Source organism: Pantoea sp. ANP04 (assembly GCF_041982285.1).
GTDB classification, from domain to species: Bacteria; Pseudomonadota; Gammaproteobacteria; order Enterobacterales; family Enterobacteriaceae; genus Pantoea; species Pantoea eucalypti.
In genome coordinates, this window is record NZ_JAUTYS010000013.1 from 32,658 (window position 1) to 55,858 (window position 23,201).

At 56.2% G+C, this 23,201-nt stretch carries 22 protein-coding genes; 10 read left to right on the forward strand and 12 right to left on the reverse strand.

All coding sequences use genetic code 11. The features are described from left to right. Positions 1 to 113: 113 nt before the first annotated feature. The 3 genes from prs to lolB all read right to left on the reverse strand — a co-directional run bounded on the left by prs (position 114) and on the right by lolB (position 2,675). Positions 114 to 1,061 carry a ribose-phosphate diphosphokinase gene (gene prs / locus Q7C21_RS17170; RefSeq protein ID WP_003850825.1) on the reverse strand — a complete coding sequence of 316 codons (948 nt, stop codon included), beginning with the start codon at positions 1,059 to 1,061 and terminating at the stop codon, positions 114 to 116. 136 nt (positions 1,062 to 1,197) lie between these two features. After that, on the reverse strand, positions 1,198 to 2,055 hold the full coding sequence (ispE, locus tag Q7C21_RS17175; RefSeq protein WP_008926154.1) for a 4-(cytidine 5'-diphospho)-2-C-methyl-D-erythritol kinase: 858 nt from the start codon (positions 2,053 to 2,055) through the stop codon (positions 1,198 to 1,200). Next, the gene (gene lolB, locus Q7C21_RS17180; RefSeq protein ID WP_008926155.1) at positions 2,052 to 2,675 is read right to left on the reverse strand and encodes a lipoprotein insertase outer membrane protein LolB; all 624 of its coding nucleotides are present in this window, start codon (positions 2,673 to 2,675) and stop codon (positions 2,052 to 2,054) included. Before lolB ends, ispE begins: the two co-directional genes overlap by 4 nt. Before the next feature lie 216 nt (positions 2,676 to 2,891). Here lolB and hemA point away from each other — a divergent pair, with 216 nt between their 5' ends. The 6 genes from hemA to kdsA are packed head-to-tail and all read left to right on the forward strand — an operon-like array spanning position 2,892 to position 8,213. Further along, positions 2,892 to 4,148, forward strand: a complete 1,257-nt coding sequence (gene hemA / locus Q7C21_RS17185; RefSeq protein WP_003850831.1) for a glutamyl-tRNA reductase — start codon at positions 2,892 to 2,894, stop codon at positions 4,146 to 4,148. 42 nt (positions 4,149 to 4,190) lie between these two features. After that, positions 4,191 to 5,273, forward strand: a complete 1,083-nt coding sequence (prfA, locus tag Q7C21_RS17190) for a peptide chain release factor 1 (protein WP_003850832.1) — start codon at positions 4,191 to 4,193, stop codon at positions 5,271 to 5,273. Further along, positions 5,273 to 6,103 (forward strand): peptide chain release factor N(5)-glutamine methyltransferase, encoded by an 831-nt coding sequence (prmC, locus tag Q7C21_RS17195; protein ID WP_039660399.1) that lies wholly within the window; start codon positions 5,273 to 5,275, stop codon positions 6,101 to 6,103. Before prfA ends, prmC begins: the two co-directional genes overlap by 1 nt. Before the next feature lie 26 nt (positions 6,104 to 6,129). Then, positions 6,130 to 6,522, forward strand: coding sequence for a SirB2 family protein (locus Q7C21_RS17200; RefSeq protein ID WP_003850837.1), 393 nt, complete (start codon positions 6,130 to 6,132; stop codon positions 6,520 to 6,522). A 1-nt stretch (position 6,523) separates the two neighbouring features. After that, on the forward strand, positions 6,524 to 7,333 hold the full coding sequence (gene sirB1 / locus Q7C21_RS17205) for an invasion regulator SirB1 (protein WP_003850839.1): 810 nt from the start codon (positions 6,524 to 6,526) through the stop codon (positions 7,331 to 7,333). Between the two features lie 25 nt (positions 7,334 to 7,358). Beyond that, positions 7,359 to 8,213, forward strand: a complete 855-nt coding sequence (kdsA, locus tag Q7C21_RS17210; RefSeq protein ID WP_003850840.1) for a 3-deoxy-8-phosphooctulonate synthase — start codon at positions 7,359 to 7,361, stop codon at positions 8,211 to 8,213. A gap of 61 nt (positions 8,214 to 8,274) precedes the next feature. Here kdsA and chaA read toward each other — a convergent pair whose 3' ends face one another. Further along, the gene (chaA, locus tag Q7C21_RS17215; protein ID WP_003850842.1) at positions 8,275 to 9,366 is read right to left on the reverse strand and encodes a sodium-potassium/proton antiporter ChaA; all 1,092 of its coding nucleotides are present in this window, start codon (positions 9,364 to 9,366) and stop codon (positions 8,275 to 8,277) included. 386 nt (positions 9,367 to 9,752) lie between these two features. On the opposite strand from chaA, the gene chaB reads away from it, so the two are divergent. Together chaB and Q7C21_RS17225 are read left to right on the forward strand one after the other, a co-directional pair. Further along, entirely contained in the window at positions 9,753 to 9,983 is a 231-nt protein-coding gene (gene chaB / locus Q7C21_RS17220; RefSeq protein ID WP_003850845.1) for a putative cation transport regulator ChaB, read from the forward strand. A gap of 226 nt (positions 9,984 to 10,209) precedes the next feature. Further along, positions 10,210 to 10,884: a gamma-glutamylcyclotransferase gene (locus Q7C21_RS17225; protein ID WP_003850848.1), complete on the forward strand. Its 675-nt coding sequence runs from the start codon at positions 10,210 to 10,212 to the stop codon at positions 10,882 to 10,884. Between the two features lie 85 nt (positions 10,885 to 10,969). On the opposite strand, the gene Q7C21_RS17230 is transcribed toward Q7C21_RS17225, so the two are convergent. The 8 genes from Q7C21_RS17230 to Q7C21_RS17265 form a co-directional block, all read right to left on the reverse strand. After that, on the reverse strand, positions 10,970 to 12,400 hold the full coding sequence (locus tag Q7C21_RS17230; protein WP_008926159.1) for a serine/threonine-protein kinase: 1,431 nt from the start codon (positions 12,398 to 12,400) through the stop codon (positions 10,970 to 10,972). 44 nt (positions 12,401 to 12,444) lie between these two features. Next, positions 12,445 to 13,398, reverse strand: coding sequence for a hypothetical protein (locus tag Q7C21_RS17235; protein WP_003853126.1), 954 nt, complete (start codon positions 13,396 to 13,398; stop codon positions 12,445 to 12,447). A gap of 14 nt (positions 13,399 to 13,412) precedes the next feature. Then, on the reverse strand, positions 13,413 to 14,189 hold the full coding sequence (locus Q7C21_RS17240; protein WP_154926174.1) for a PP2C family serine/threonine-protein phosphatase: 777 nt from the start codon (positions 14,187 to 14,189) through the stop codon (positions 13,413 to 13,415). Next, complete coding sequence (tagH, locus tag Q7C21_RS17245; protein ID WP_375150964.1) at positions 14,186 to 15,322, reverse strand: type VI secretion system-associated FHA domain protein TagH; 1,137 nt, start codon at positions 15,320 to 15,322, stop codon at positions 14,186 to 14,188. The genes Q7C21_RS17240 and tagH overlap by 4 nt, the downstream gene beginning before the upstream one ends. A 36-nt stretch (positions 15,323 to 15,358) precedes the next feature. Then, on the reverse strand, positions 15,359 to 16,057 hold the full coding sequence (gene tagF / locus Q7C21_RS17250) for a type VI secretion system-associated protein TagF (protein WP_078804338.1): 699 nt from the start codon (positions 16,055 to 16,057) through the stop codon (positions 15,359 to 15,361). A 13-nt stretch (positions 16,058 to 16,070) separates the two neighbouring features. Then, positions 16,071 to 18,185: a type VI secretion system membrane subunit TssM gene (gene tssM / locus Q7C21_RS17255; protein WP_039660396.1), complete on the reverse strand. Its 2,115-nt coding sequence runs from the start codon at positions 18,183 to 18,185 to the stop codon at positions 16,071 to 16,073. Continuing rightward, a complete protein-coding gene (gene icmH, locus Q7C21_RS17260) occupies positions 18,185 to 19,402 on the reverse strand; it encodes a type IVB secretion system protein IcmH/DotU (RefSeq protein WP_003853120.1) in 1,218 nt (405 codons plus the stop codon). Before icmH ends, tssM begins: the two co-directional genes overlap by 1 nt. 85 nt (positions 19,403 to 19,487) lie before the next feature. After that, on the reverse strand, positions 19,488 to 19,979 hold the full coding sequence (locus Q7C21_RS17265) for an SH3 domain-containing protein (protein WP_181162208.1): 492 nt from the start codon (positions 19,977 to 19,979) through the stop codon (positions 19,488 to 19,490). 487 nt (positions 19,980 to 20,466) lie between these two features. On the opposite strand from Q7C21_RS17265, the gene Q7C21_RS17270 reads away from it, so the two are divergent. Continuing rightward, the gene (locus Q7C21_RS17270) at positions 20,467 to 21,681 is read left to right on the forward strand and encodes a nitrate- and nitrite sensing domain-containing protein (RefSeq protein ID WP_375150965.1); all 1,215 of its coding nucleotides are present in this window, start codon (positions 20,467 to 20,469) and stop codon (positions 21,679 to 21,681) included. Between the two features lie 262 nt (positions 21,682 to 21,943). After that, the gene (locus tag Q7C21_RS17275) at positions 21,944 to 23,194 is read left to right on the forward strand and encodes a CmpA/NrtA family ABC transporter substrate-binding protein (protein ID WP_033743252.1); all 1,251 of its coding nucleotides are present in this window, start codon (positions 21,944 to 21,946) and stop codon (positions 23,192 to 23,194) included. Positions 23,195 to 23,201 lie beyond the last annotated feature (7 nt).

The following is a 23,201-nucleotide window of genomic DNA, read 5'->3' on the forward strand; positions in this document are numbered from 1 at the left end:
AAAATAGGGGATAGTGGGGAAATTTATCGCGGAAAAATCAGAAAAAGAAGTGCGTTAGTCGGGCGACTGGCTGGCTTAAAAAAACCGGGCACAGGGCCCGGTTCCGCGAAGAATTAATGCTCGAACATCGCCGAGATCGATTCTTCGTTACTGATGCGGCGAATCGCTTCGGCCAGCATGCCAGATAAAGTCAGCGTGCGCACATTCGGCAGTGACTTAATCTCGTCAGACAGTGGGATGGTATCGCAGACGATCACCTGGTCCAGAACGGATTTACGCAGGTTTTCAACCGCATTGCCGGAGAAGATCGGGTGCGTCGCGTAAGCAAACACGCGTTTAGCACCACGCTCTTTCAGCGCTTCAGCCGCTTTGCACAGCGTGCCGCCGGTGTCGATCATGTCGTCGACCAGCACACAGTCGCGGCCAGCAACGTCACCAATAATGTGCATCACCTGAGAAACGTTCGCGCGAGGGCGGCGTTTATCAATGATAGCCATATCGGTGTCGTTCAGCAGTTTAGCGATAGCACGGGCACGTACTACGCCACCAATATCGGGAGAAACAACAATCGGGTTTTCCAGACCGATCTGCATCATATCTTCCAGCAGGATCGGACTGCCAAATACGTTATCAACCGGGACGTCGAAGAAGCCCTGGATCTGCTCGGCGTGCAGGTCAACCGTCAGAACACGGTCAACACCGACGCTGGAAAGGAAGTCTGCCACTACTTTTGCGGTGATTGGCACACGCGCGGAACGCACGCGGCGATCCTGACGGGCATAACCAAAGTAGGGAATGACTGCGGTAATACGACCAGCAGAAGCACGACGCAGCGCGTCGACCATCACAACCAGTTCCATCAGATTATCGTTGGTGGGGGCACAGGTGGACTGGATGATGAAAATATCACCACCGCGTACATTTTCGTTAATCTGTACGCTCACTTCACCATCACTGAAACGTCCTACAGCGGCGTCTCCCAGGCTGGTGTAAAGGCGGTTGGCAATACGTTGTGCTAGTTCCGGGGTGGCGTTACCAGCAAATAGCTTCATATCAGGCACGAGAAGAACCTCAGGCTTTGCGTCCAGAGAATGAACGGCATGACAGTAACCGGCGCGTACAGTCATGTGCGTTCACACGGGTGTGTTGATGCGAAACGTGCAGTGTCTGGAACGTGGTGACACTGTCACGCAATCGCTAATCGCCTCGCAGGGTACGCTGTAGCGGCGAAACATTTACGCCCCGGGCTACAAATCCGCGCACCCCATTCGGGGCAAGCTCCAGCACCTGACGGGCAGCAGACTCAGTGTCGAATTCAGCAAACACACAAGCGCCCGTGCCAGTCAGGCGTGACGGCGCGTATTCTAGCAGCCAGGAAACAAGCTCATCAACCTTACGAAAACGTTTTCTTACCACTGCTTCACAATCATTGGTGAAGGGTGCAGCTAAAAGCGTCGATAAACTGCGCGATGGGGTATCACGCGTCAGTTCGGGGTCGTTGAATACCACTGGTGTGCTGATGTTCACGCCGGGATGAGCGACAAGATACCACTTTTCTTCCGGCTCTGCGGGCTGAAGTTGTTCACCCACTCCCTGCGCAAAAGCCGCGAAGCCGTGCACAAACACCGGCACATCCGCGCCCAGTTTCACGCCAATTGCTGCCAGCTCATCCGGTGTGAAGCCGGTTTGCCACAGATGATTCAGCGCCACCAGTACGGTAGCAGCATCCGATGAACCTCCACCGAGGCCGCCCCCCATGGGCAGATGCTTCTCAATGGCGATCTGTGCGCCAGCACGAGCAGGCAGGCAATGCTTATTCAGGGCTGCCTGTTTCAGCCTATTTGCGGCGCGCACAATCAGGTTATCTGCATCCGCGACGCCTGCCACCGGCGTTAACAGCTTAATGGAATCGCTGTCATCAACGGTAATCTGCAACTGGTCACCGTAATCCAGAAACTGAAACAGCGTCTGCAGGTTGTGATAGCCGTCGGGACGACGGCCAGTGATGTAGAGAAAAAGATTCAGTTTTGCCGGGGCAGGCCAGTGGGTGATCATTGAACGGTCCAGCCGTCCATACGCAGTTTAATTCGCTGATCACCCTCTTTCAGCTCCAGGCTGGACGGCAGCGGTGGGGTAACTTTGCTATCGTAACCCGCAATAGACACCTGCCAGTTCTGGCCGTCGCGGCTGTAGTTCAGGCTGCTTAGCTGATAGTTCTCGTTAAGCTGATAATCGGTGGCATCGCCAGGCAGACCCATCATCCACTGGCGCAGGTTTGCCAGCGGAATGTTCATGCCAGTAAGTTGCGAAATCATCTTCTGTGCATCATTGCTGACGTAACGCTTGCCTTTGTTATCGACGATCTGCACCACCGAGCCCTGTGCATCAAGCTGCAGTTCGGTACTGCCCAGTGGATTGGTCAGCAGCAGGCGATAGCGATCAGGCGCGGTCTGTTGCCAGTTGAAGCGGGCATAGACTTTCTGCTTGTCAGAGAGGTAGGCAAAGGCACCGCGGGTCTGATAGTGCGTAACCTTTGAGACCGCCTGCTGATGCTGTTGCCACTGTGGCGCGGTAACGCTGGGGCCCGGGCCTTGCGGTTTGTTGACGCTACAGGCCGCCAGCAGGACGCTGGCAAGGGGCAAAAGGCGCAACAGATTGCGTGGTGTATTAAGCATCAAGTGGTCATCTCCTCGGACACATGTATTTTTCGTAACGGATAACGCTAACCGTCCCGGTTTTAACCGTCAATGCTGTTATGCAGCAAATTGCGCACGATCGGGTTAATCTTATTACAGTCATAGCCTTTGTATGGCTTTTCTTGATCTGCCGCATCTTGTAGAATGCGCATCACAAAACCCTGACATTATTGGGACATCCCAACTAAAACCGCCATGACGCTGCTCGCTCTCGGAATCAATCACAAGACAGCCCCCATTGCTCTGCGCGAACGCGTCTCGTTCGGGCCGGAGACGCTTGAGCAGGCGTTAAACAGCCTGTTATCACAGCCCATGGTGCAGAGCGGCGTGGTGTTGTCCACCTGTAACCGGACTGAACTTTACCTGAGTGTAGAGCAACAGGCCGACTTACAGGCGCGTCTTGTGAGCTGGTTATGTAATTATCATCAGCTGGATGAAGAGGATGTACGCAACAGCCTCTACTGGCATCAGGATAACGAGGCGGTCAGCCATCTGATGCGCGTCGCCAGCGGACTCGACTCCCTGGTACTCGGTGAACCCCAGATCCTCGGTCAGGTAAAAAAAGCGTTTGCTGACTCCTCGCGCGGTCAGGCACTGAGCAGTGAACTGGAGCGCATGTTCCAGAAAACCTTCTCTGTGGCCAAACGCGTGCGCACAGAAACCGATATCGGTGCTAACGCGGTCTCGGTGGCGTTTGCCGCCTGTACGCTGGCCCGCCAGATCTTCGAATCTCTCTCTTCCGTCAATGTATTGCTGGTCGGCGCAGGCGAAACCATTGAGCTGGTGGCGCGTCATCTGCGTGAGCATCAGGTCAAAAATCTCATCATCGCCAACCGTACCCGCGAGCGCGCTGAAACGCTGGCGGCGGAAGTGGGTGCGGAAGTGATCACGCTGGCGGAGATCGATGCCCGTCTGGCTGAAGCCGACATCATTATTTCGTCAACCTCCAGTCCGTTACCGATTATCGGCAAGGGAATGATGGAGCGCGCCCTGAAAGCGCGCCGCAACAAACCGATGCTGCTGGTCGATATTGCGGTGCCGCGCGACGTAGAGCCGGAGGTGGGCGATCTGCCTAACGCTTATCTCTACAGCGTGGATGACCTGCAGGCGATCATCGAACAGAACCTGGCGCAGCGCAAAGCGGCCGCGGTTCAGGCCGAAAGCATCGTGGTTCAGGAAAGCAGCGAATTCATGGCGTGGCTGCGCTCACAGGGCGCGGTGAATACGATCCGTGAATATCGTTCTCAGGCGGATGAAATCCGCGCTGAGCTGGAAGGCCGTGCGCTGCAGGCGCTGCAGCAGGGTGCCGATCCGCAGAAAGTCATGCAGGAACTGGCGCACAAGCTGACCAACCGTTTAATACATGCTCCAACCAAATCACTTCAGCAGGCCGCCCGCGATGGCGATAATGAACGCCTGCAGATTTTACGCGACAGCCTGGGTCTCGATTAGGTACACCGCTGTCGCCACCTGTTACGGGAATCCCACATTTAAATGAAGACCTCTATAGTTGCCAAACTGGAAGCCCTGCAGGAGCGCCACGAAGAAGTGGAAGCGATGCTGGGCGATGCTGGCGTGATCGCCGATCAGGAGCGTTTCCGTGCGCTGTCACGCGAATATGCCCAACTGACCGATGTGACCCGTTGCTTCCGCGACTGGCAGCAGGTACAGGAAGATATCGAAACGGCGCAGCAGATGCTCGACGACCCTGAAATGCGTGATATGGCGCAGGAAGAGTTGCAGGAAGCGCGTGAGAAAAACGACGTGCTGGAGCAGCAGTTGCAGGTTCTGTTACTGCCGAAAGATCCCGATGATGAGCGCGCCTGCTTTATTGAAGTGCGCGCCGGCACCGGCGGCGACGAAGCCGCGATCTTCGCCGGCGATCTGTTCCGTATGTACAGCCGCTATGCCGAAGCGCGTCGCTGGCGCGTGGAGATCATCAGCGCCAACGAAGGCGAGCATGGCGGTTACAAAGAAGTCATTGCTCGCGTGACCGGCGACGGTGCCTATGGGCGCCTGAAGTTTGAGTCAGGCGGCCACCGTGTGCAGCGTGTACCGGAGACCGAATCTCAGGGCCGTATTCATACCTCAGCCTGTACCGTTGCCGTGATGCCGGAAATTCCGGAAGCAGAACTGCCGGAGATCAATGCCGGTGACCTGAAAATCGATACTTTCCGTTCTTCTGGTGCAGGCGGTCAGCACGTTAACACCACCGACTCCGCGATTCGTATTACCCACCTGCCCACCGGCATCGTGGTGGAGTGTCAGGATGAACGTTCACAGCATAAAAACAAAGCCAAAGCGCTGGCGGTGCTGGGTTCGCGTATTCACGCGGCAGAGATGGCCCGCCGTCACGCTGCCGAAGCCAGTACCCGCCGCAACCTGCTGGGCAGCGGCGACCGCTCTGACCGCAACCGTACCTATAACTTCCCGCAGGGCCGCGTGACCGATCACCGTATCAACCTGACGATCTACCGTCTGGATGAAGTGATGGAAGGCAAACTTGACAGCCTGATCGAGCCGATTGTGCAGGAATACCAGGCGGATCAGCTGGCGGCGCTGGCTGGTCAGGATTAATGGATTTTCGTCACTGGCTGAAACAGGCGGTTGCCACGCTGTATGGTGGTGACAGCCCGAAGCGTGACGCAGAGATCCTGTTGGGTTACGTGACCGGCAAGTCACGCAGCTGGTTAATTGCCTTTGATGAAACGGTGCTCAGCGATGAACAGCTGGCGCAGCTGAATAGCCTGCTGGCGCGTCGTGCCCGGGGCGAACCGGTAGCGCATCTGGTGGGCGAGCGCGAGTTCTGGTCGCTGCCCTTACGCGTCACTGATGCCACGCTGATTCCGCGTCCGGATACCGAACTGCTGGTTGAACAGGCGCTGGCGCATCTGCCTGCGACACCTTCGACCATTCTGGATATGGGCACCGGCACCGGAGCGATTGCGCTGGCACTGGCCAGCGAGCGCCCCGACTGTCAGGTGACCGGCGTGGATCGCATTCAGGCCGCCGTTGAGCTGGCAGGCAGTAATGCGCAGCAGCTCAGCCTCAGCAACACTCGCTTTCTGCTCAGTCACTGGTTCCAGGCTCTCACGCCGCAGCGCTTTAGTCTCATCGTCAGCAATCCGCCCTATATTGATGCCAGCGATAGTCATCTGGAGCAGGGTGACGTGCGTTTCGAACCGCGCAGCGCGCTGGTGGCCGATGAGGCGGGACTGGCGGATCTGCGCACGCTGATCGAGCAGGCACCTGCGTGGCTGCTACCCGGCGGCTGGCTGCTGCTGGAGCATGGCTGGCAGCAGGGCGAAGCGGTGGCTACGCTGATGCGGCAGAATGGCTATCACGCCGTTGAAACCGTCAACGATTACGGTGGCAATCCACGAGTCACCTTAGGTCAGTTCCCCTAATAAAAGCGCTTTAAAAAGGATTTATAATGGTCGCCTTTTATCCTCTGATTAAAAATCTGCACATCTTAACCGTCGTGCTGACCGTGACGCTGTTCCTGCTGCGGTTTTACTGGCTGCGCTGTGGTTCGGCAATGATGACGAAACGCTGGGTCCGCATTCTGCCGCACATTAATGACACGCTGTTACTGGTGACCGGCGTCTCGCTGGTGATGATTACTCACTTCTATCCCTTCACGCCGCAAGGAAGCTGGCTGACGGAGAAGCTTTTAGCGGTTATCATCTACATCGCCTTAGGATTTGTGGCATTGAGTCGCCGTCCACGCACTGATCGCACCCGCTGGATCGCTTTTCTGGTGGCGTTACTCGCCCTGGTGACCATCATTACGCTGGCGCTGACTAAAATGCCGTTATGGGGATAGTATGACCTCGACCGAACAATTAGATTTCAGCCAGACACCGCTGTGTGAAGCGGTGATTGGCGCTACGCTTGCCATCCGCGCCGATTTTCCGGCGTTGTCGGTGGAAGCGCAGCTTGCGGCGTTAGTCGCCGAAGCGCGTGACTATGTCAGCCACGCTGAAGATGCGGATATGCAGCTGGAAAAGCTGCTTGAGCTGTTTTATCGCCAGTGGGGATTTCGCGGCGCCAGCGGTGTCTACAAGCTTTCTGATGCGCTCTGGATCGACAATGTGCTGAAGACGCGTCAGGGCACGGCAGTGTCACTGGGCGTTATCCTGCTACATATTGCCGCCGAGCTGGAACTGCCGCTGATGCCGGTGATTTTCCCGACGCAGTTGATTCTGCGTGCGGACTGGATTGATGGCGACAAGTGGATGATCAATCCGTTCAATGGAGAAACCCTTGACCGGCACACGCTGGAAGTGTGGCTCAAAGGCAACATCAGCCCGACCGCGCGTCTGTATGATGATGACCTCGACGAAGCGAAGACCGTCACCGTGATGCGCAAAATGCTCGACACGCTTAAAGCGGCATTGATGGAAGAGCAGAAGATGGAACTGGCACTGAACGTCAGTCAGGTGCTGTTGCGTATTGATCCGGATGATCCCTATGAAATTCGCGACCGCGGTTTGATCTACGCGCAGCTGGAGTGCGAACATATCGCGCTGAATGATTTAACTTACTTCGTTGAGCAGTGTCCTGAAGACCCGGTCAGCGAAATGATCAAAGTTCAGATTCACGCAATCGAACAAAAACAGGTCACGCTGCACTAAGCGGACCCACTGAAAAGGAAAGGGCATGACACAGAAAGTCGTGAGTATTGGCGATATCAACGTCGCAAACGATCTGCCATTTGTACTGTTTGGCGGGATGAACGTGCTGGAGTCACGCGACCTGGCGATGCGCATCTGCGAACACTACGTCAACGTGACCACGAAACTCGGTATCCCTTACGTCTTTAAGGCGTCGTTTGATAAAGCGAACCGCTCCTCAATTCACTCTTATCGTGGCCCGGGCCTGGAAGAAGGGATGAAGATTTTCCAGGAGCTGAAGCAGACTTTTGGCGTGAAGATCATCACCGATGTTCATGAAGCGTCACAGGCGCAGCCCGTGTCAGAAGTGGTGGATGTGATTCAGTTGCCAGCTTTCCTGGCGCGTCAGACTGATCTGGTAGAAGCGATGGCAAAAACCGGCGCAGTTATCAACGTTAAGAAGCCGCAGTTTGTCAGCCCGGGTCAGATGGGCAACATCGTTGATAAGTTCGCTGAAGGTGGCAACGAGCAGGTTATCCTGTGCGATCGCGGCAGCAACTTTGGCTATGACAATCTGGTTGTCGATATGCTCGGCTTTAACGTGATGAAGAAAGTCACCAAAAACAGCCCGGTGATTTTCGATGTGACCCATGCGCTGCAGACGCGCGATCCGTTCGGTGCAGCATCAGGCGGTCGTCGTGCTCAGGTGGCTGAGCTGGCGCGTGCCGGCATGGCGGTCGGCATTGCCGGTCTGTTTATCGAAGCGCATCCGGATCCGGAACATGCCCTGTGTGATGGCCCATCCGCGTTGCCGCTGGATAAGCTGGAGCCATTCCTGGTGCAGATGAAAGCGATTGACGATCTGGTGAAAAGCTTCCCGGAACTCGATACCAGCAAATAAGTTTGCTGAAAAAAAAAAGAGCGATTACTCGCTCTTTTTTTTCGTCTGAAGCCCGCTGCCGTTACAGCATGATGGTCATCAGATATCCGATAAACAACGCCAGATGGGCGGCACCATTCAATACATTGGTGCGTCCGGTCGAGAAGGAGAGCTGACAGAGAATCAGCGACGCCATCATAATCACCATCTGTGGCGGCTCCAGACCGAATATCAGCTCCTGTCCGGTCAGGGTGGCGATAATGGTTACTGCCGGTACCGTCAGGGAGATAGTCGCCAGCACCGAACCAAAGAACAGGTTCATGGCGCGCTGTACCTGATTCATCAGCACAGCCTTAATTGCGCCGAGCCCTTCCGGCGAGAGGATAAGCAACGCCACCAGGAAGCCGGTAAACTGTGCCGGTGCATTCAGGTCTGTCAGCAGGCTTTCCAGCGTATTGGCGTTCATCTTGGTCACGGCAATGACCGCAATCAAATGCACGATCAGCCAGATAGTGTGCCAGACGCTGCTGTGCGCCGAAGGTTTGCCATGATGCGGATCCCCATCATCACTCTCATCTTCATGCTCATAAACAAACAGGCTCTGGTGGGTTTTGGTCTGAATCAGCAGGAAAACGCCATACATTGCGGCTGAGATCGCCGCGATGAGCAGGGCCTGGGTGACGGAGAAATTACCGCCCGGCAGCGCGTTAGGAAATACCAGCACCAGAATCGCGAGGGGAAAGATAGCGATCAGATATTGTTTCACGCCCGCCAGATTGACGTACTGCGTCGCAAACTTATTACCGCCCAGCAGCAGCGCAAAGCCGACCAGCCCGCCGGTCACAATCATCACAATCGAATAAAGCGTATCGCGCATCAGGCCGGGTGCGGCATCGCCTGTCGCCATCAGCGCCGAGATCAGACTCACTTCCAGAATGACGACAGAGAGGCTCAGAATCAGTGAGCCATAGGGTTCGCCCAGCCGGTGGGCCAGCACATCTGCATGTCTCACCACGCTAAACGCGCTGCTCAGAATGGCAATCAATGCCACTAAGTTGATACCGACGACAACGGGAAATGCGGTGTTAGCACCAAAAAAATAGAGTATACCCAGCGTGATAAGGGGAAATATCAGCGAGAATTCCTTGTGACGAGTTTTTTCATGTGAAGGCATTCACCATCCTCTCTGGTTAATAATTATCCGGACACAGCGGGGGCTGCTGTTAGAAATATAATCAGTTTTAGGGCAGTGCGCAGTTTATCTTTTCACCGGCCCTGACAGGAGAAATTTACTGGTTTTTACTTAAGTGCAATAACCTTTTGAAATGATATTAACCTGATGTTATCTGGAATATTGCAATATTAATCAGGATACAACAAGTTTGACCTATGCACCTATCCTGACGATATATGTCACAAAAATAGCATTTTAATCTAAATTTCAGGGATGGACTCATATTTTTAAACTGAAGTGACGATAAGTACAGGTTTGCGTTTTTTTACTGTTGCGCCAGGCTTAACCAGAAACACTAAACCGCGACGATAAACAGAGGAAAAGTTATGCCTTACGATAAACGAACCGACTTACCCGACAACGTTAAGCACGTGCTTCCTGCGCATGCGCAGGATATCTATCAGCAGGCATTTAACAGTGCGTGGGATCAATATAAAGAGGCGGAAGATCGACGCGGCGATGATTCGCGGGAAGAAGTGGCGCATAAGGTCGCCTGGTCAGCCGTGAAAAAAGAGTATGAAAAAGGGAATGACGATAAGTGGCATCCTAAAGCGTAATCGCCTTGCTAGTCTGTTCACGTCAAAGGGCCAGGATTATCCAGCCCTTTTTTTCGACTTCGCTATCAGGTTTATCTGGTTTTTTTTAACCTGCGACCGGAATCACGCTTGAAACCCCGCGCGTAAATAGATTAATGTCAATTTAATGAACGAAACGCAGCGCCGTTTTGGAGATCATGTTACAGGAGCACTTTCGCAGGACGCCGATGACGTTGAGGAGGTCGCATTGCTTACCCGGGAATTTCTATTAAAAGCGGATTGTAAAACATCATTCGGGGATATCGATGAGACGCTACTCTGGAGTTGCGAGCAGCGCGCCGCCTCGCTGGCCGCCACGCTGGCCTGCCGTCCCGATCACAGCCCTGTCTGGATCTTTGGTTACGGCTCACTGATGTGGAACCCGATTTTTGAGGCGGATGAAGTTGCATCCGGTTCGCTGGAGGGCTGGCATCGTGCTTTCTGCCTGCGGCTGATCGCGGGACGTGGCACTGCCACGCATCCGGGGCGCATGCTGGCGCTGAAACAGGGTGGCCGCACAACCGGACTGGCATTTCGTCTGCCGGAAGCGCGCTTACATGAAGAGCTGGCGCTGCTGTGGAAGCGTGAGATGATCACCGGCTGCTATTTACCGACCTGGTGCGAATTACAGCTGGAGGATGGCCGCAGCGTGACTGCGCTGACCTTTATTATGGATCCACGTCATCCGCTTTATGAATCGGACTCCTGCCCGGAGGCGATTGCGCCGCTCATTGCTGCGGCCAGCGGCCCGCTGGGTTCGAATGCGCAGTATCTGTTTGCACTGGAAGAGGAACTCACCCGTCGTGGCATGGAGGAAGAGAGCCTGAGCCGGCTGGCGCATCAGGTGCGGACGCTGCAGCAATCCTGTCTCAAACAGGCCTGAATCAGGCCACAGGCGAATCAGCAGCGCAGAAGCCGCATAGAAAAGGGCGCGACACTGTCGCGCCCTTTTACGATCGATCCGGGGATTACTTGCCCGGATTGATAAGCCAGGTTCCAGGCTTATCAATGGTCAGGGATTGGGTATGCGTCTCACTGCCATTTTGAACGTCTATTTTGTACTGCCCGGCCGCCAGATTCAGCGCGGCAAATCCGCTGCTGCCAGGCTTCACCTCGACCTGCTGTCCGTTGAGCACTACGCTTTCACCGCTTTCCAGCTTCAGATAGACCGTCGCCAGCGCGGCAGGAACGGCTGCGGCTGGCGGCGTCGATGCAGGTGCCGGGTGCGTCACGGCTGAGCTGTTGCTGACCACATCTGGCATTGCCGTGTGGCGATTAGCCAGCCAGATGGCGACGACCACTGCCAGGATAGCCACGGCCGCCAGACTCAGCAAGACAGGTGACAATTTGCGCACCGCACGCGGGGTAACAGGCTCCGCTGCGGCTGCAGCATGATTCATCGCCATCACAACCGGCGGAGTCGCCTCAACGACCTCTTCGATCGGCATAACCGGCGGCTCGCCCGGCACCGGGAAACTGTTGACCACGGCCTCAACATCACTGACCGGCAGATCGATCAGTGCGGCAAAGGCGTCGATGGTTTGCGGGCGATCGCCAGGTTTCATTGCCAGCGCGCAGTCAATGGCGTGCAGCAGCGGCAGCGAGTAGCCTTCCGGCTGGCGTTCCACCAGCGGCTGATAATTATCTTCAATGCAGCGCACCACGCTCACCGGCGGGGGATTACCGGTAATCAGGCTATGCAGCACCGCGCCCAGGGCGTAGATATCCGTCCAGGGTCCCTGTTCAACTTCACCCTCTTCGCTGTACTGTTCGATGGGTGCAAAGCCAGGCTTAAGCATGATCTCCGTTTCGTCAGAGAGGTTGCCGATCTCCTTACGCGCCGAGCCGAAGTCCAGCAGTACGGGCAGCTGATTCTCCTGAAGCTGAATGTTGTCGAGGGAGATATCGCGATGCAGATAGCCAGCCTGATGAATCGTGCTGATAGCACCCAGCAGCGGCGGCAGCAGACGGCGGATCCAGGCTTCAGAAATCGACGCCGGGCTGGTAACCTGCCACTCTTTGAGCGTCATGCCACTGTAGTAGAGCGTGCCCATATAGGCCGTGCCGTTCTGCTCCCAGAAGCGCAGCACGTGCAGCAGTCCCGGATGATTAAATCGGGCCAGCAGACGCGCCTCCTGAATAAAGCTGTTCAGTCCGGCATTAAACAGTTTCTGAAAACGCTCTCCGCGCAGTTCCAGTGACAAATCGGCGGCACGAACCGCCAGCGACACCGGCATATACTCTTTTATAGCAATTGTGCGTTCGAGCTGGTGATCCCAGGCGCGATAGACAATGCCGAAGCCACCGCCTCCGATGACTTCCTTGATCTCAAACTCATTAAAACGGTAGCCGTCAGGCAGGGCATTCGGAACAGTTTTCGTATTATCATTTGCCGACATAGTGAACTCTCTGTACACGGCCTGATTGCCAGGCTGCGCGGTAATTAATTGATGTTACGCCAGGCACCAATGGCAGGATCAACCAGATCCGCGTGCAGGGTGTCGATAAGTAACACATTCACTTTTTGCTGTGGCATGAAATAGGGCGCCCACTGGCTGCGCAAGGTATCGACTCGCGATTTCACCGCGTCAGCATTCTGCTGCGCAGCATTCTTATCCATTTTAATCAACAGTGCGCCATTGAAGCGCCAGACATGTTGTCGTGCATCAAAGGGCAGGACCAGCCAGCTATCTGAGGCGTCCGGGCGGGTCACAATCATGCGCTGATTATTAGCGGCGATGACCTCAAGCTTGCTGTCCGGAATCGCCAGGTTGGCGATGGGATAGCCCTGATAGAAGGTGACAGCGACCGGCGTGGGATGTTCCGGGGTCACCAGCGTCAGCTCACTCTTGCCCTCAGCCCAGCCATCCGGCGAGCAGTGCTGCTTGCTGACGTCCGGTATAAACAGCGTCTGAGCATTTTCATTCCAGGCGGTGCGGAAGTGACAGCCGCTGGGGAGATCAAAATGTTGCAGCGGCGTGCTATTGGCAGGCCGTGACAGGTCAAGTGGTGCGGCGTTGCTGTCACTGGCGCTAACGGTGGCATCCGCCATCACAATAGGGCGCCAGTTCTGCAACTTGCTTGCGCTGCCGCTGGCCATGACGCCACCTTCTTTGTTGGTCATCTGCCAGGGCAGTTCATCCAGTAATCCGCACTGATTGGCGAGCAGGGTGCCGACGCGCGGTAAAAAGGTGGTCAGCACGGCGGAATCCTTACTTTTACCGGAGACGATGCGCAGCGGCAGCGTCTCTTTACACCAGTCGTCGGGCGCTTTGCTCACCACATTATCGATGTAGACCTCCAGCGCCAGGCTGGGGGAGTAGACCACCCGATAATTTTCAGCCTGGGCATTAAAGGCAATCAGCAGGGTGATGATGCCGGGCAACCACAGTTTCATAAGGATCCTTGGAATCAAAAACGAGGCGGCAGAAAGCGCGCCGAATCAGCCAGTGAATAAAGCAATGTTGCTTCTTCCGGCTCACCAATCCAGACCGCCAGTGCGCTGAGATTATCTTTCTTCACGTTGCGGCTCACCGCCTGTTCCATCAAAGCCAGCCACTCTTCACACGCATTCACCATGCGCAGCGCCTGTTCCATTTCATCACTGGTCAGATTCAGCCAGAAGCCGTCGGTACAGACCAGAAAAGCATCGCCATCTTCCAGCGCAATCTCTTCTGAAAAGCTCACTAAGCGAGACGGTTCAGCGCCGAGCGCATTATAGAGTAAATTACTGTTAATGCCGGTATTTTCATAGCCTGCATCTTTCAGTTGCTGGGCCAGACTGTGATCGCGGGTGACCTCATGAAGCGCGCCGCGGCGGAAGTGGTAAACCCGGCTGTCACCCGCATGCGCCCACCATGCACGTTGTTTATGGCGGTCAATAAACAGGGCCGCTAGCGTCGTACTCATGCGTGAATATTTCGGATTTTTACCCTGTGCCTCGTTCAGCGCCAGGCGGCACTGCTCAATCGCCTGACGGGTCATTTCCGGCGTAAAACCGTCATGCGCCTCTATCTGGCTGAGCAGGGTGTCGCGCACCAGCTGCGCCGCGATCTCCCCGCCAGGCAAACCGGCTACGCCATCGCAGACCACAAAACAGGCTTTATGCTCATCCAGCGCCGTGCCGGTGCGATCCTGATTTTCATCGCGTAAGCCCTGCTGGCAGCGGCTGGCAAAAACAATTTTCATGTTTCATCTACCCGCGTCTGCGAGTCCTTGTACTGATTCACCTCCATGTCATAGGCATGAAGAAAGGCCTCGCCAAACAGCGTGTGGAAATCATCTTCAATCTCCCCGGCAGTTCGCTGGTAATTACGCATGAAGTAGTCCCACAGCGCCGCCTTTTTGACGGTGGAAAATGGCAGCTTTGATACCACGCCATCGGCACGCGCCTGCTCTTCCAGACGCTGTGGATTAAAGGATTGCAGCATTGCCGCAATAATGGCGCGGATACCGGCAATCATGCCCAACTGGTGGGCCTGCAAATCGACCAGTGCATCACGTACTGCCTGTTCCGGCGGCATAAAACCGGGCATCTGGCTCTGGTACATCTGCATCAATACAGTTTTACCGGAGGGCAGGATCTTGAACGGATTATTGGCTTCGTTCAGGATCATCGTCATGTCTGCTTTTACGCCACGCTTGAGAATGGATCGCGACGAGAGCAGTGCCACGGTGCCCTGAGAAAACAGGCTCAGCATCCGGCCAGTAATCCGCATCTGCTCTTCGTCAATCGGTGTGGCATGCACATTGCTGAGCCCCATGCCGTCCAGCAGGGCGGCGATGAGCCGATCCTGATCCACCGGCTGTGTCATGAACGCTTTCTGCGGCTCACTGGCCTGCGGATCGATGGCCAGACGCGCATCGTTGTGGCGCTCGTGGCGTAAAGGAGGAGAATCGTTGACCAGCAGCCGATCCTCAACTTCATGATGTTCGTGAATGCCCAGCGGGTTTGCAGGCTCGGCGCCGTCGCCAGCAAACAGCGCCAGGGGATCGTTTCGCGCGTCATTGCAGGCGGGATCACGCACTTCCAGGGCATAGTCACCGATGCGCAACGCATCGCCATGCTTCAGAAGCACCTGCATGCCGCGCCCCAGGGCGATGCCGTTATGTTCTACCGGCGTCACGCTGCCCTGATTGGTCAGGCGACACTCTCCGTCATGTGACAGGTGAACCAGTGCCTGCAGACGCGAAATAGCCCGCGTCTCATCAGGCAGCACCAGATCGTTGTCCTGACTGCGGCCAATGGTGCCCCCAGGCGGTTGAAACGCAACGCTTTTGACCGGGAAATCCGCGGTGCTTTGCACAATGGTAAATTGCATGAGTTATCCCAGATTAAACAGCAAACGCATCCGGCCTCACTCGAACATCGGAGGATAGAGGCCATTACGTCCCGGCAGTGAACCTGCCGCCGGGTTGAACAGTAACGAAAACAGTTGCGCAGTGAGATTGCCGCTGTGCTTGTGGGTCGCATGGACAAACCCATCACTACGATTACTCCACCAGTAGCTCATGTGCTGCTGAGGGTCAAAGCGTTCAGCCACTTCACGCCAGCTCAGCGTGCAGGGCAGATCCTGAAAGCCGAGCACATCCATAATTTCAGAAGGCTTTCTGGCGGGAACCAGCAGCGGCGGCAATGCCTGAATCTGCTGCTCTAACTGCTCACCATCCAGCGGGGTCTGAACAGCCTGTAGCAGCGTCGCGCCCAGATCCTGAAACCAGTCACCAGAGATGGTCAGTTGGGCCGGATGCCACTGCGCCAGTGGAAAGCTGTGCAGTGCCAGAAGCGGCCAGGCGCGTCCAACACGGTCACAGGAGGGCAGTAAACAGCCCATCTGTATCTGGGGTCGGGTCGCGGTCACCGGCAGGACAAAATTCCACACTGGCGCGTGAAGGAAGTTCGCGCTACTGGACCACGCCTGCTGATGCCAGTGCATCAATCCCTGCTGGAACCAGTGATTCCAGGGGCTAATCTGTTGCTCGCTCAGCCGACGGTGCAAAAAGTCACCGGTCGATGGCAGTTTGCCATACCAGCCGGGGGCGATGTAAGCAGCCATATTCACCTCACCGTTACTCGCTTTGCGAGTGTGATGGCGGGGCCTGGTGCAGCGGCGTAACCGCCAGCATGTCACCTTTCTGGCCCGCAATGTTCAGATTCTCCGCCAGCTTACGCATCATTAATGCATTATCCCGTGCATAAGGCGATGACTGAATCTGTTGGTCCAGCAACTGGCTCAGGTGCCAGTCGAGTTGCTGCAGATCGCGGGCGCTTACTGTGTCGGGCAGTGAACGCTGTAAATTTTGCAGCAGCCAGGCCCGCAAAAATTCGCCATCGTAGTTTCGCGGCTGATAAAGCATCTGATAGGCGCGCAGCGCATTGCGGCTGTAAGCGTTATCATCACCGGGATCGTTACGCAGAATGTTAGTGATCTGCTGTGCTACCCGCGGCAGCAATAAAGACTTAAGCGCATTTTGATAAAGCACCCAGGCGGCATCGCTGACCTGGCTACCGCGATATAAACCCGCCCGCATGGTAAGCGGTGGATTATCGAGAGAAAAACGTTCTGAGAGCGGTAGCTTTACCAGGTTGTTCAGAAAGGGTAGCAGATCAAAAATATTATCAGCAGGCTGATGAATCACCTGCTGACTCTGCTCGCGTATCGCCGGTACCCGCGCGGCAACCTGTTGCAGATAATGTTGATTCTGATAGTAGCTGAAGCCCCAAAGGCTGGAGGCGATCAGAAGTGCGCCGGCCAGTACGCCATAGCCAATCCAGTGGAACAGCTGATTACGGTACTCCCAGCGACGATTACTGCCCGCCAGACCGCTTTCTTTGAAAATCAGATCGCTGAGCAGGTCACGAATAAAGAAGCTCTGGCCTTTGTTGCCGGGAATCGGACTGTTGCGGTTAACACTGTCCCAGGCCGCAATGGAGTGATCGCCCGCCTGACGTAACTGCAGTTTGCGGCTCAGTTCTCCCATCACCCGGTCAAACGGCAGGCCTTCCTGCGTGCCACTGGTGAAAAACAGGCCACGCGGGCTCCAGGCGACCGCATCCTGATGCTCAGAAAAAACGATATCCAGATATTCGTTCAGGAGTGGACGCAGTGAGGCAAACTCCTGCGGGAAGAGGAAGCACTCTGCACGCGCGTTCAGATCGCGCTCCTGGGTCATCTGTCCTGACAGATGCTGCTGGAGATTCTCTTCCAGCCGCTGGAACTGCTCGCCAAAATTGCGGTGCCAGTCATCTTTGTGCGGCTTACCCGAATCCCAGTTAAAGGTGAAGCCCCAGATAGCGTCACGCCGCGCTTTATCCATAGAGCCAAAGTAGCTCATAAAACCTTTCAGCAGGTCGGTTTTAGTGACCATCACATAGACCGGGAAGTGAATGCCGGTCTGCTGATGCAGTTCCGCCATCCGCTCGCGCAGCGCGCTGGCCTGGGCGAAACGCGCCTCGGCGGAATCACTCAGCAGATCGGCAACGCTAATGGTCATGATGACACCGTTGATCGGCTGACGAGTGCGATAGCGTTTCAGCAGATTGATAAAGCTGTGCCACTCCGCAGCATCGCGCACGCGCTGGCTTTCCTGCAACGCATACCGTCCGGCGGTATCGATCAGCACTGCACTGTCAGTAAACCACCAGTCGCAGTTGCGGGTGCCGCCAACGCCACGAATCGCCTGCTGGCCCAGGGTGTCAGTGAGCGGAAACTCAAGACCGGCATTAAACAGCGCGGTAGTTTTACCGGCACCGGGCGCACCCATCACCAGATACCAGGGGAGCTGGTAGAGATAATTGGCGTTAAAGCGAGACAGTAAACTGCCGCTGTGACGGCGTCCAAACTGCGTGCGTTTCAGCTGCAACGCGGCTTCGCTGAAGCGCTGGTTGAGCCGCTCATCTGTCATCTGGCGCTCGGCAGGATCGTCGTTATCCGACAGCTGAAGTTGGGTCAGTAAGCGACTGTTAAACCAGGCACGATAAAGCGACGGAATGAGTTGAAACAGGATCCAGAGAAAATAGAGCGCACCTACGGTGAGCTGGCGGGGCAGAACCGGTTCCAGGGGGCGTGACTGGCCCCATGACCAGAACGGGCCGAGCATCCAGACCAGGCAGCTCAGCGCCGTAACGCCAATAAAACTCCACAGCAGGCGATGTGTTAACAGCAGGCGAAGTGAGGCGCGCATTATTGTGCTCCTTGATGATTACTGAGCGTTTCAGGCGCGGCAAACAGGGTAATTTCAACGCGACGGTTGCGGGTCCGGTTTTCGCTGCTGTCATTAGGCAGCAGCGGATCGCTATCGCCACGGCCTTCAGAGCGAACGGTATGACCGTCGTTCAGCTGAACCTGTAACAGCTGAGTGATCGTGCGGGCGCGGGCAAAGGAAAACTCATAGCTGGAGGCAAAGCGGCTGTTATCCACCGGATGATCGTCGGTAAACACCGAGACCAGGATGGTCCCTTTGACATCTTTCATCGCGTTTGAGACGCGCGCCAGCAGCGCCCGGCCCACCGGATTGATCACCGTACCTTGCTCAGCAAACAGTTTGTCCGCCGGAATAATCACTTTGCTGCCAAAGGCGCCGTCACTGACTTCAAGCTGTCCGGCCGCAATCACATCATTCAGGCGCTGACGGAGGTCCAGCAATGCCTGTGGCGAAGAGGGTCGGCGGCCCGCGGTAATTTGCGGCAGGGGGGTCTGATAGATGGCGCGCAGCAGGGGTTCGGCGGCATTGCCAAGCCGCCAGTTTAGTCCACTGTAGATCAGGCAGCCAATCAGCGCGACCAGCATGGCACAGGCCCAGAGCGGTACCATGGGACGGGCAAGAGTGCTCACCAGCGGATGAACTTCTACCAGTGGCGGTTGCGGCGTCTGGCGCTGAGCGCGCGTTTCATCAATCAGGCTTTTCAGGCGATTACGGATGCCGTCGCACTGGTTGCGACCATTTTCGCTGCCGCGATAGCGGCCCTCATAGCCCAGTAGCAGGCAGTACTGCACGACTTCCAGCAGCCAGAGATGCTGCTGCGGGCTCTGTGAAATGCGTGACAGTAGCTGAAAGAATTTTTCACCGCCCCAGCTTTCATTGTGGAAGGTGACCAGCATGCCGTTGCCAGACCAGACCCCGCGCGTGCCCCATGGGGTCTGCGCCGCGGCTTCATCCAGCGCAGTGCAGATGCAGTAACGCGCGCCGATAATCATCTCAAAAGGCAGCCCTGCCTGTTTACAGCGTTGTTCAAACTGGCGGATTTCATCGATCAGAGACTGGCGCAGACCCGCAGGGTCGTCATGTGTGGCTGCCTGACGAATTTGTACTACCGCGTTCAGTAGTGGCGCCGCAGCCTGAAGTAATAGATTCTCATTGCCTGAGGGGGGCGCCTCACGCGCAGGGGATTCCACAGTCATTAATTAGTGATCTTCCAGCCAATGGCTAATCCCTGTACCCACAGCCCGGGACGGTGCTGCAGGCAATATGCGCCGGATTTCATATTCAGTCTAAGATCCAGGTCGCGGTATCGTTAGTCCGACAGGCTTTGCTGTCACCGCCAACGGCTACGCAGACCTGCTTGGTTTTGCGGGGACGGGGACGGTCGCTCTGCACGGTCGCATCATAACGATCGCTCGCGACGCCTGCTTTTAGCGGCACATAGCCGATCAGTGGACCGTCAGCCTGGTCGGCAATGGCCAGCCAGCTGTGTTCCACATTACCCAATACTTCAAAGGGTTTACCCGTTTCGAGATAACGAACGACTTTGCCGCCGTAGTCAGGCGAGGTCATCACTGATGCACCATAGAGCGCGCGCCAGGTCTGGTTAACGGGTTCAAATTCAGTCGGTGCCGCGACAGCGTGTCGATGGACCAGTTTGACGCCGTTAATTTCGCTGGTGACCAGCGTATCGTCAGTGACGGGCGGCGGCGGGGCCTTACAGCCTGCCAGGGTAAGGACCGCCAGCAGTGTTAACGCAAGACTCTTTTTCACCATGTTCCTCGTGATCTCATCAAAGTAATTGCATGTTGCCGGACCCGATGTCATGAGGCGCTGTTTGTCGCGCCGCATCGTGCCAAAATTCTGTGTTCCAAAAAAATGTCAGTTTACATCGGGATAGTAACGCTTTTAGTCTACCTAAGACTTTTGAGAATTCAAACCATTGCACCCACTGCCGATGCGTGATAGTGGGCACTTTACGTGCGGGTTTTGAAGCCAGAAAAGCGCCAGCAGATATGATAGTTAAAGTTAACTGAATTATCGCGGCAACAAACTGCCTGAGAACAGTGCCGCGCATTCTGACATGCAATTAATCCGATTGGAAACTATTAAGTTTTACTAATAACTTGTTGTCGAAAAATTTTATCGATTTGCGTTAAGAATATTATCAAAATCAGAATTTACGCCCTGTTCTGGTCCGCGTTTTTACCGAAAGCGGCACGCCTTTTGCTTCTCAAAGCTTTTAACCGCACAGAGGTGAGCAATGGGTAATGCCATGACATGGCTGCAGGCATCGCGTGATAGCGATATTGCCAGTCTGCAACGGTTGCTTGAGACAGGTGAGTTGATAACCGCTATCAGTGAACTGGTTCATCGACTGCAGCGGGAACGTGGCGCAAACAACCTCTGGATCTGCTCAAATGGCGCGCTCTTCAGCGCCGAACGTCACGCCCGTCAGCAGGAGGTCAGTGCCAGCCTGCAGCATTTTTACCGGGCGCTACCGCCCGCCGTTGCGCAGCCTGGCTTTAGCCGCTTTTGCAATCTGATTGCTTCGGCCCTGCAGGCGCTGGACGGATTACCCGCGCTGCGTGAGCAGATCAGCCAGCGAGAGCATGATCAGGCTGCAGCGATGTCCGCGTTTAATCAGGTTATTCGCACCTTACTTAATCTGGTCTTTGAAGCCGCCGACACGGCAAGCTATCCCGCGATTTCCCGTGCGCTTATCGCGCTGTTCAGTTTTATGCAGGGCAAAGAGCTGGCCGGGCAGGAACGGGCAATCGGAGCTGCGGGCTTTGCGGCGCGTCATTTCACACCCGATCAGCGTAGCCAGCTGGTGGCCCTGATTGCGGCCCAGGAGCAGAGTTTTGCCACTTTCCAGGAATTTGCTGACAGCGCGACCTGCGAACGCTGGCAGCCGCTGTCTCAGGCCAGTCGGGACATTGAACGTCTGCGGCGCATCGCCTGTACCGGAGGGCCCTGTGATGAGACCGGCGCACTCCACTGGTTTTCTCTGCTCTCCAGGCGGCTCGATCAGATGAAAACCCTTGAGGATGCCCTGACAGCTACGCTGATGCAGCGCTGTCGTGAAGCGATTGATCAGGCGCACCAACAGCCGATGTTCACGATGGTACAGGGCGACAGCAACTTTTCGCTTTATGTCTCCGGCGCTGACTGGCTGCATGGTGCAGCTGCGCTCAACAGTGACGGCCTTGCCCCGCAGCTCGGGCGCTCGGTGCTGTCGCTGATTGGAGAACAGTCGCAGCGTTTGCAGCAGCAGACGAATGAGCTGGCGTCAATGCGTGCCTCACTCGACGAACGTCGGGTGATCGATCAGGCCAAGCACTGGCTGATGCAGCAGCAGGGTTTCACCGAAGAGGCGGCCTGGCAGGCGCTGCGCAAAAGTGCGATGAATCAGAATAAGCGGGTACTGGAGATCGCGCAGGCGGTGCTGGCGGTGGCGAAGACTCTGAACACCTAACCCGGATGAGGTAGCTGCACAGCGTTTGTGCGTGATCTGCGTCAGAAACGTGCAAAAACGGTTAATTTATCACCAGCCTCTTCCCGCAGATCGGCATTCACGCGGCTTCGGCGATCTGGCACACCCTTTGCTTTAACCTTACAGAGAGTACGCATTGCTCCCGCCAATGGCGGTGGGGTCAGTGCTTTGGATAAAGGCGTCCATCCGCAGGCTTCGGCTTGTCGGAGGACGCCTTTTTTTATTTCTGTTCAGGGGCAACATGATGAGCAAAACGCCTTTTTCACTGACACGACGTCAGGCGCTGATCTCCGGTGCTGCACTGGGTGCGGCCTGGATCGTTCCGGGATTACGAAATGCAGTCTGGGCGGCAGGTTCCGATGCGCCAGAAAAGCCGCAGGTGCGGGTGGGCTTTATTCCGCTTACCGACTGTGCGCCCGTGGTCATGGCGTCGGTCAAAGGCTTCGACAAGAAGTATGGCCTGACGCTGGCGGTCAGCAAAGAGGCGAGCTGGGCGGCGGTGCGCGACAAGCTGACCTCCGGTGAACTGGATGCGGCGCATGTGCTCTACGGCATGATCTACGCACTGCAGCTGGGTGTGGCGGGACCGCAGCACGACATGGCGAACCTGATGACGCTCAATCACAACGGCCAGGCGATCACCCTCTCGAACCAGCTGAAAGCCAGTGGCGTCACCGATGCGGTCAGCCTGAAAAAAGCCGTGGATGGCAGTCCCAAAGGCAGCCTGACTTTCGCGCATACCTTTCCCACCAGCACGCACGCTATGTGGCTCTACTACTGGCTGGCTAATGCCGGCATTCATCCGTTTAACGATGTGCGCACCGTGGTCGTGCCGCCGCCGCAGATGGTGATGAACATGAAGATTGGCAACATGAGCGGCTTCTGCGTCGGTGAGCCGTGGAACCAGCGTGCCATCAGCGACAACATCGGTTTCACCGCCGCCACCAGCCAGCAGATCTGGCCGGAGCATCCGGAAAAAGTGCTCGGCACCCGCGCGCAGTGGGTGAAAGAGAATCCTAATACGGCCCGCGCGCTGACCGCCGCGGTGCTGGAGGCGGCGCGCTGGATTGATGCCTCAGACGATAACCGCCGTGAAACCGCGCAGGTGTTAGCCGGGCGGGCCTGGATCAACACCAAAGTGGAGACGCTACAGGGGCGAATGCTCGGCCAGTATCAGAACGGGTTGGGGCAGTCCTGGCAGGACGCGCACCCGATGCGCTTCTTCGACAACGGCAACGTCAGTTTTCCGTGGCTCTCCGACGGCATGTGGTTCCTGACGCAGATGAAACGCTGGGGCCTGCTCGCCAGCGATCCCGACTACCTTACCGTGGCCCGCCAGATCAACCGTATCGACATCTACAAACAGGCGGCCAGCGCAGTCGGGCAGATTGCACTGCCCGCCAGTGAGATGCGCAGCAGCACCCTGATCGACGGCAAAGTCTGGGATGGCAGCAATCCTGCCGCCTACGCCGCCAGTTTCGCTATCAAACGTTAAGAGAGGT

Bases quoted from the DNA above. Each gene is read 5' to 3' on its own strand.
- ispE (WP_008926154.1), bottom strand. From the start codon at position 2,055: ATGATCACCCACTGGCCTGCCCCGGCAAAACTGAATCTTTTTCTCTAC.
- lolB (WP_008926155.1), bottom strand. From the start codon at position 2,675: ATGCTTAATACACCACGCAATCTGTTGCGCCTTTTGCCCCTTGCCAGC.
- hemA (WP_003850831.1), top strand. From the start codon at position 2,892: ATGACGCTGCTCGCTCTCGGAATCAATCACAAGACAGCCCCCATTGCT.
- prfA (WP_003850832.1), top strand. From the start codon at position 4,191: ATGAAGACCTCTATAGTTGCCAAACTGGAAGCCCTGCAGGAGCGCCAC.
- prmC (WP_039660399.1), top strand. From the start codon at position 5,273: ATGGATTTTCGTCACTGGCTGAAACAGGCGGTTGCCACGCTGTATGGT.
- Q7C21_RS17200 (WP_003850837.1), top strand. From the start codon at position 6,130: ATGGTCGCCTTTTATCCTCTGATTAAAAATCTGCACATCTTAACCGTC.
- sirB1 (WP_003850839.1), top strand. From the start codon at position 6,524: ATGACCTCGACCGAACAATTAGATTTCAGCCAGACACCGCTGTGTGAA.
- kdsA (WP_003850840.1), top strand. From the start codon at position 7,359: ATGACACAGAAAGTCGTGAGTATTGGCGATATCAACGTCGCAAACGAT.
- chaA (WP_003850842.1), bottom strand. From the start codon at position 9,366: ATGCCTTCACATGAAAAAACTCGTCACAAGGAATTCTCGCTGATATTT.
- chaB (WP_003850845.1), top strand. From the start codon at position 9,753: ATGCCTTACGATAAACGAACCGACTTACCCGACAACGTTAAGCACGTG.
- Q7C21_RS17230 (WP_008926159.1), bottom strand. From the start codon at position 12,400: ATGTCGGCAAATGATAATACGAAAACTGTTCCGAATGCCCTGCCTGAC.
- Q7C21_RS17235 (WP_003853126.1), bottom strand. From the start codon at position 13,398: ATGAAACTGTGGTTGCCCGGCATCATCACCCTGCTGATTGCCTTTAAT.
- Q7C21_RS17240 (WP_154926174.1), bottom strand. From the start codon at position 14,189: ATGAAAATTGTTTTTGCCAGCCGCTGCCAGCAGGGCTTACGCGATGAA.
- tagH (WP_375150964.1), bottom strand. From the start codon at position 15,322: ATGCAATTTACCATTGTGCAAAGCACCGCGGATTTCCCGGTCAAAAGC.
- tagF (WP_078804338.1), bottom strand. From the start codon at position 16,057: ATGGCTGCTTACATCGCCCCCGGCTGGTATGGCAAACTGCCATCGACC.
- tssM (WP_039660396.1), bottom strand. From the start codon at position 18,185: ATGCGCGCCTCACTTCGCCTGCTGTTAACACATCGCCTGCTGTGGAGT.
- icmH (WP_003853120.1), bottom strand. From the start codon at position 19,402: ATGACTGTGGAATCCCCTGCGCGTGAGGCGCCCCCCTCAGGCAATGAG.
- Q7C21_RS17265 (WP_181162208.1), bottom strand. From the start codon at position 19,979: ATGGTGAAAAAGAGTCTTGCGTTAACACTGCTGGCGGTCCTTACCCTG.
- Q7C21_RS17270 (WP_375150965.1), top strand. From the start codon at position 20,467: ATGGGTAATGCCATGACATGGCTGCAGGCATCGCGTGATAGCGATATT.
- Q7C21_RS17275 (WP_033743252.1), top strand. From the start codon at position 21,944: ATGAGCAAAACGCCTTTTTCACTGACACGACGTCAGGCGCTGATCTCC.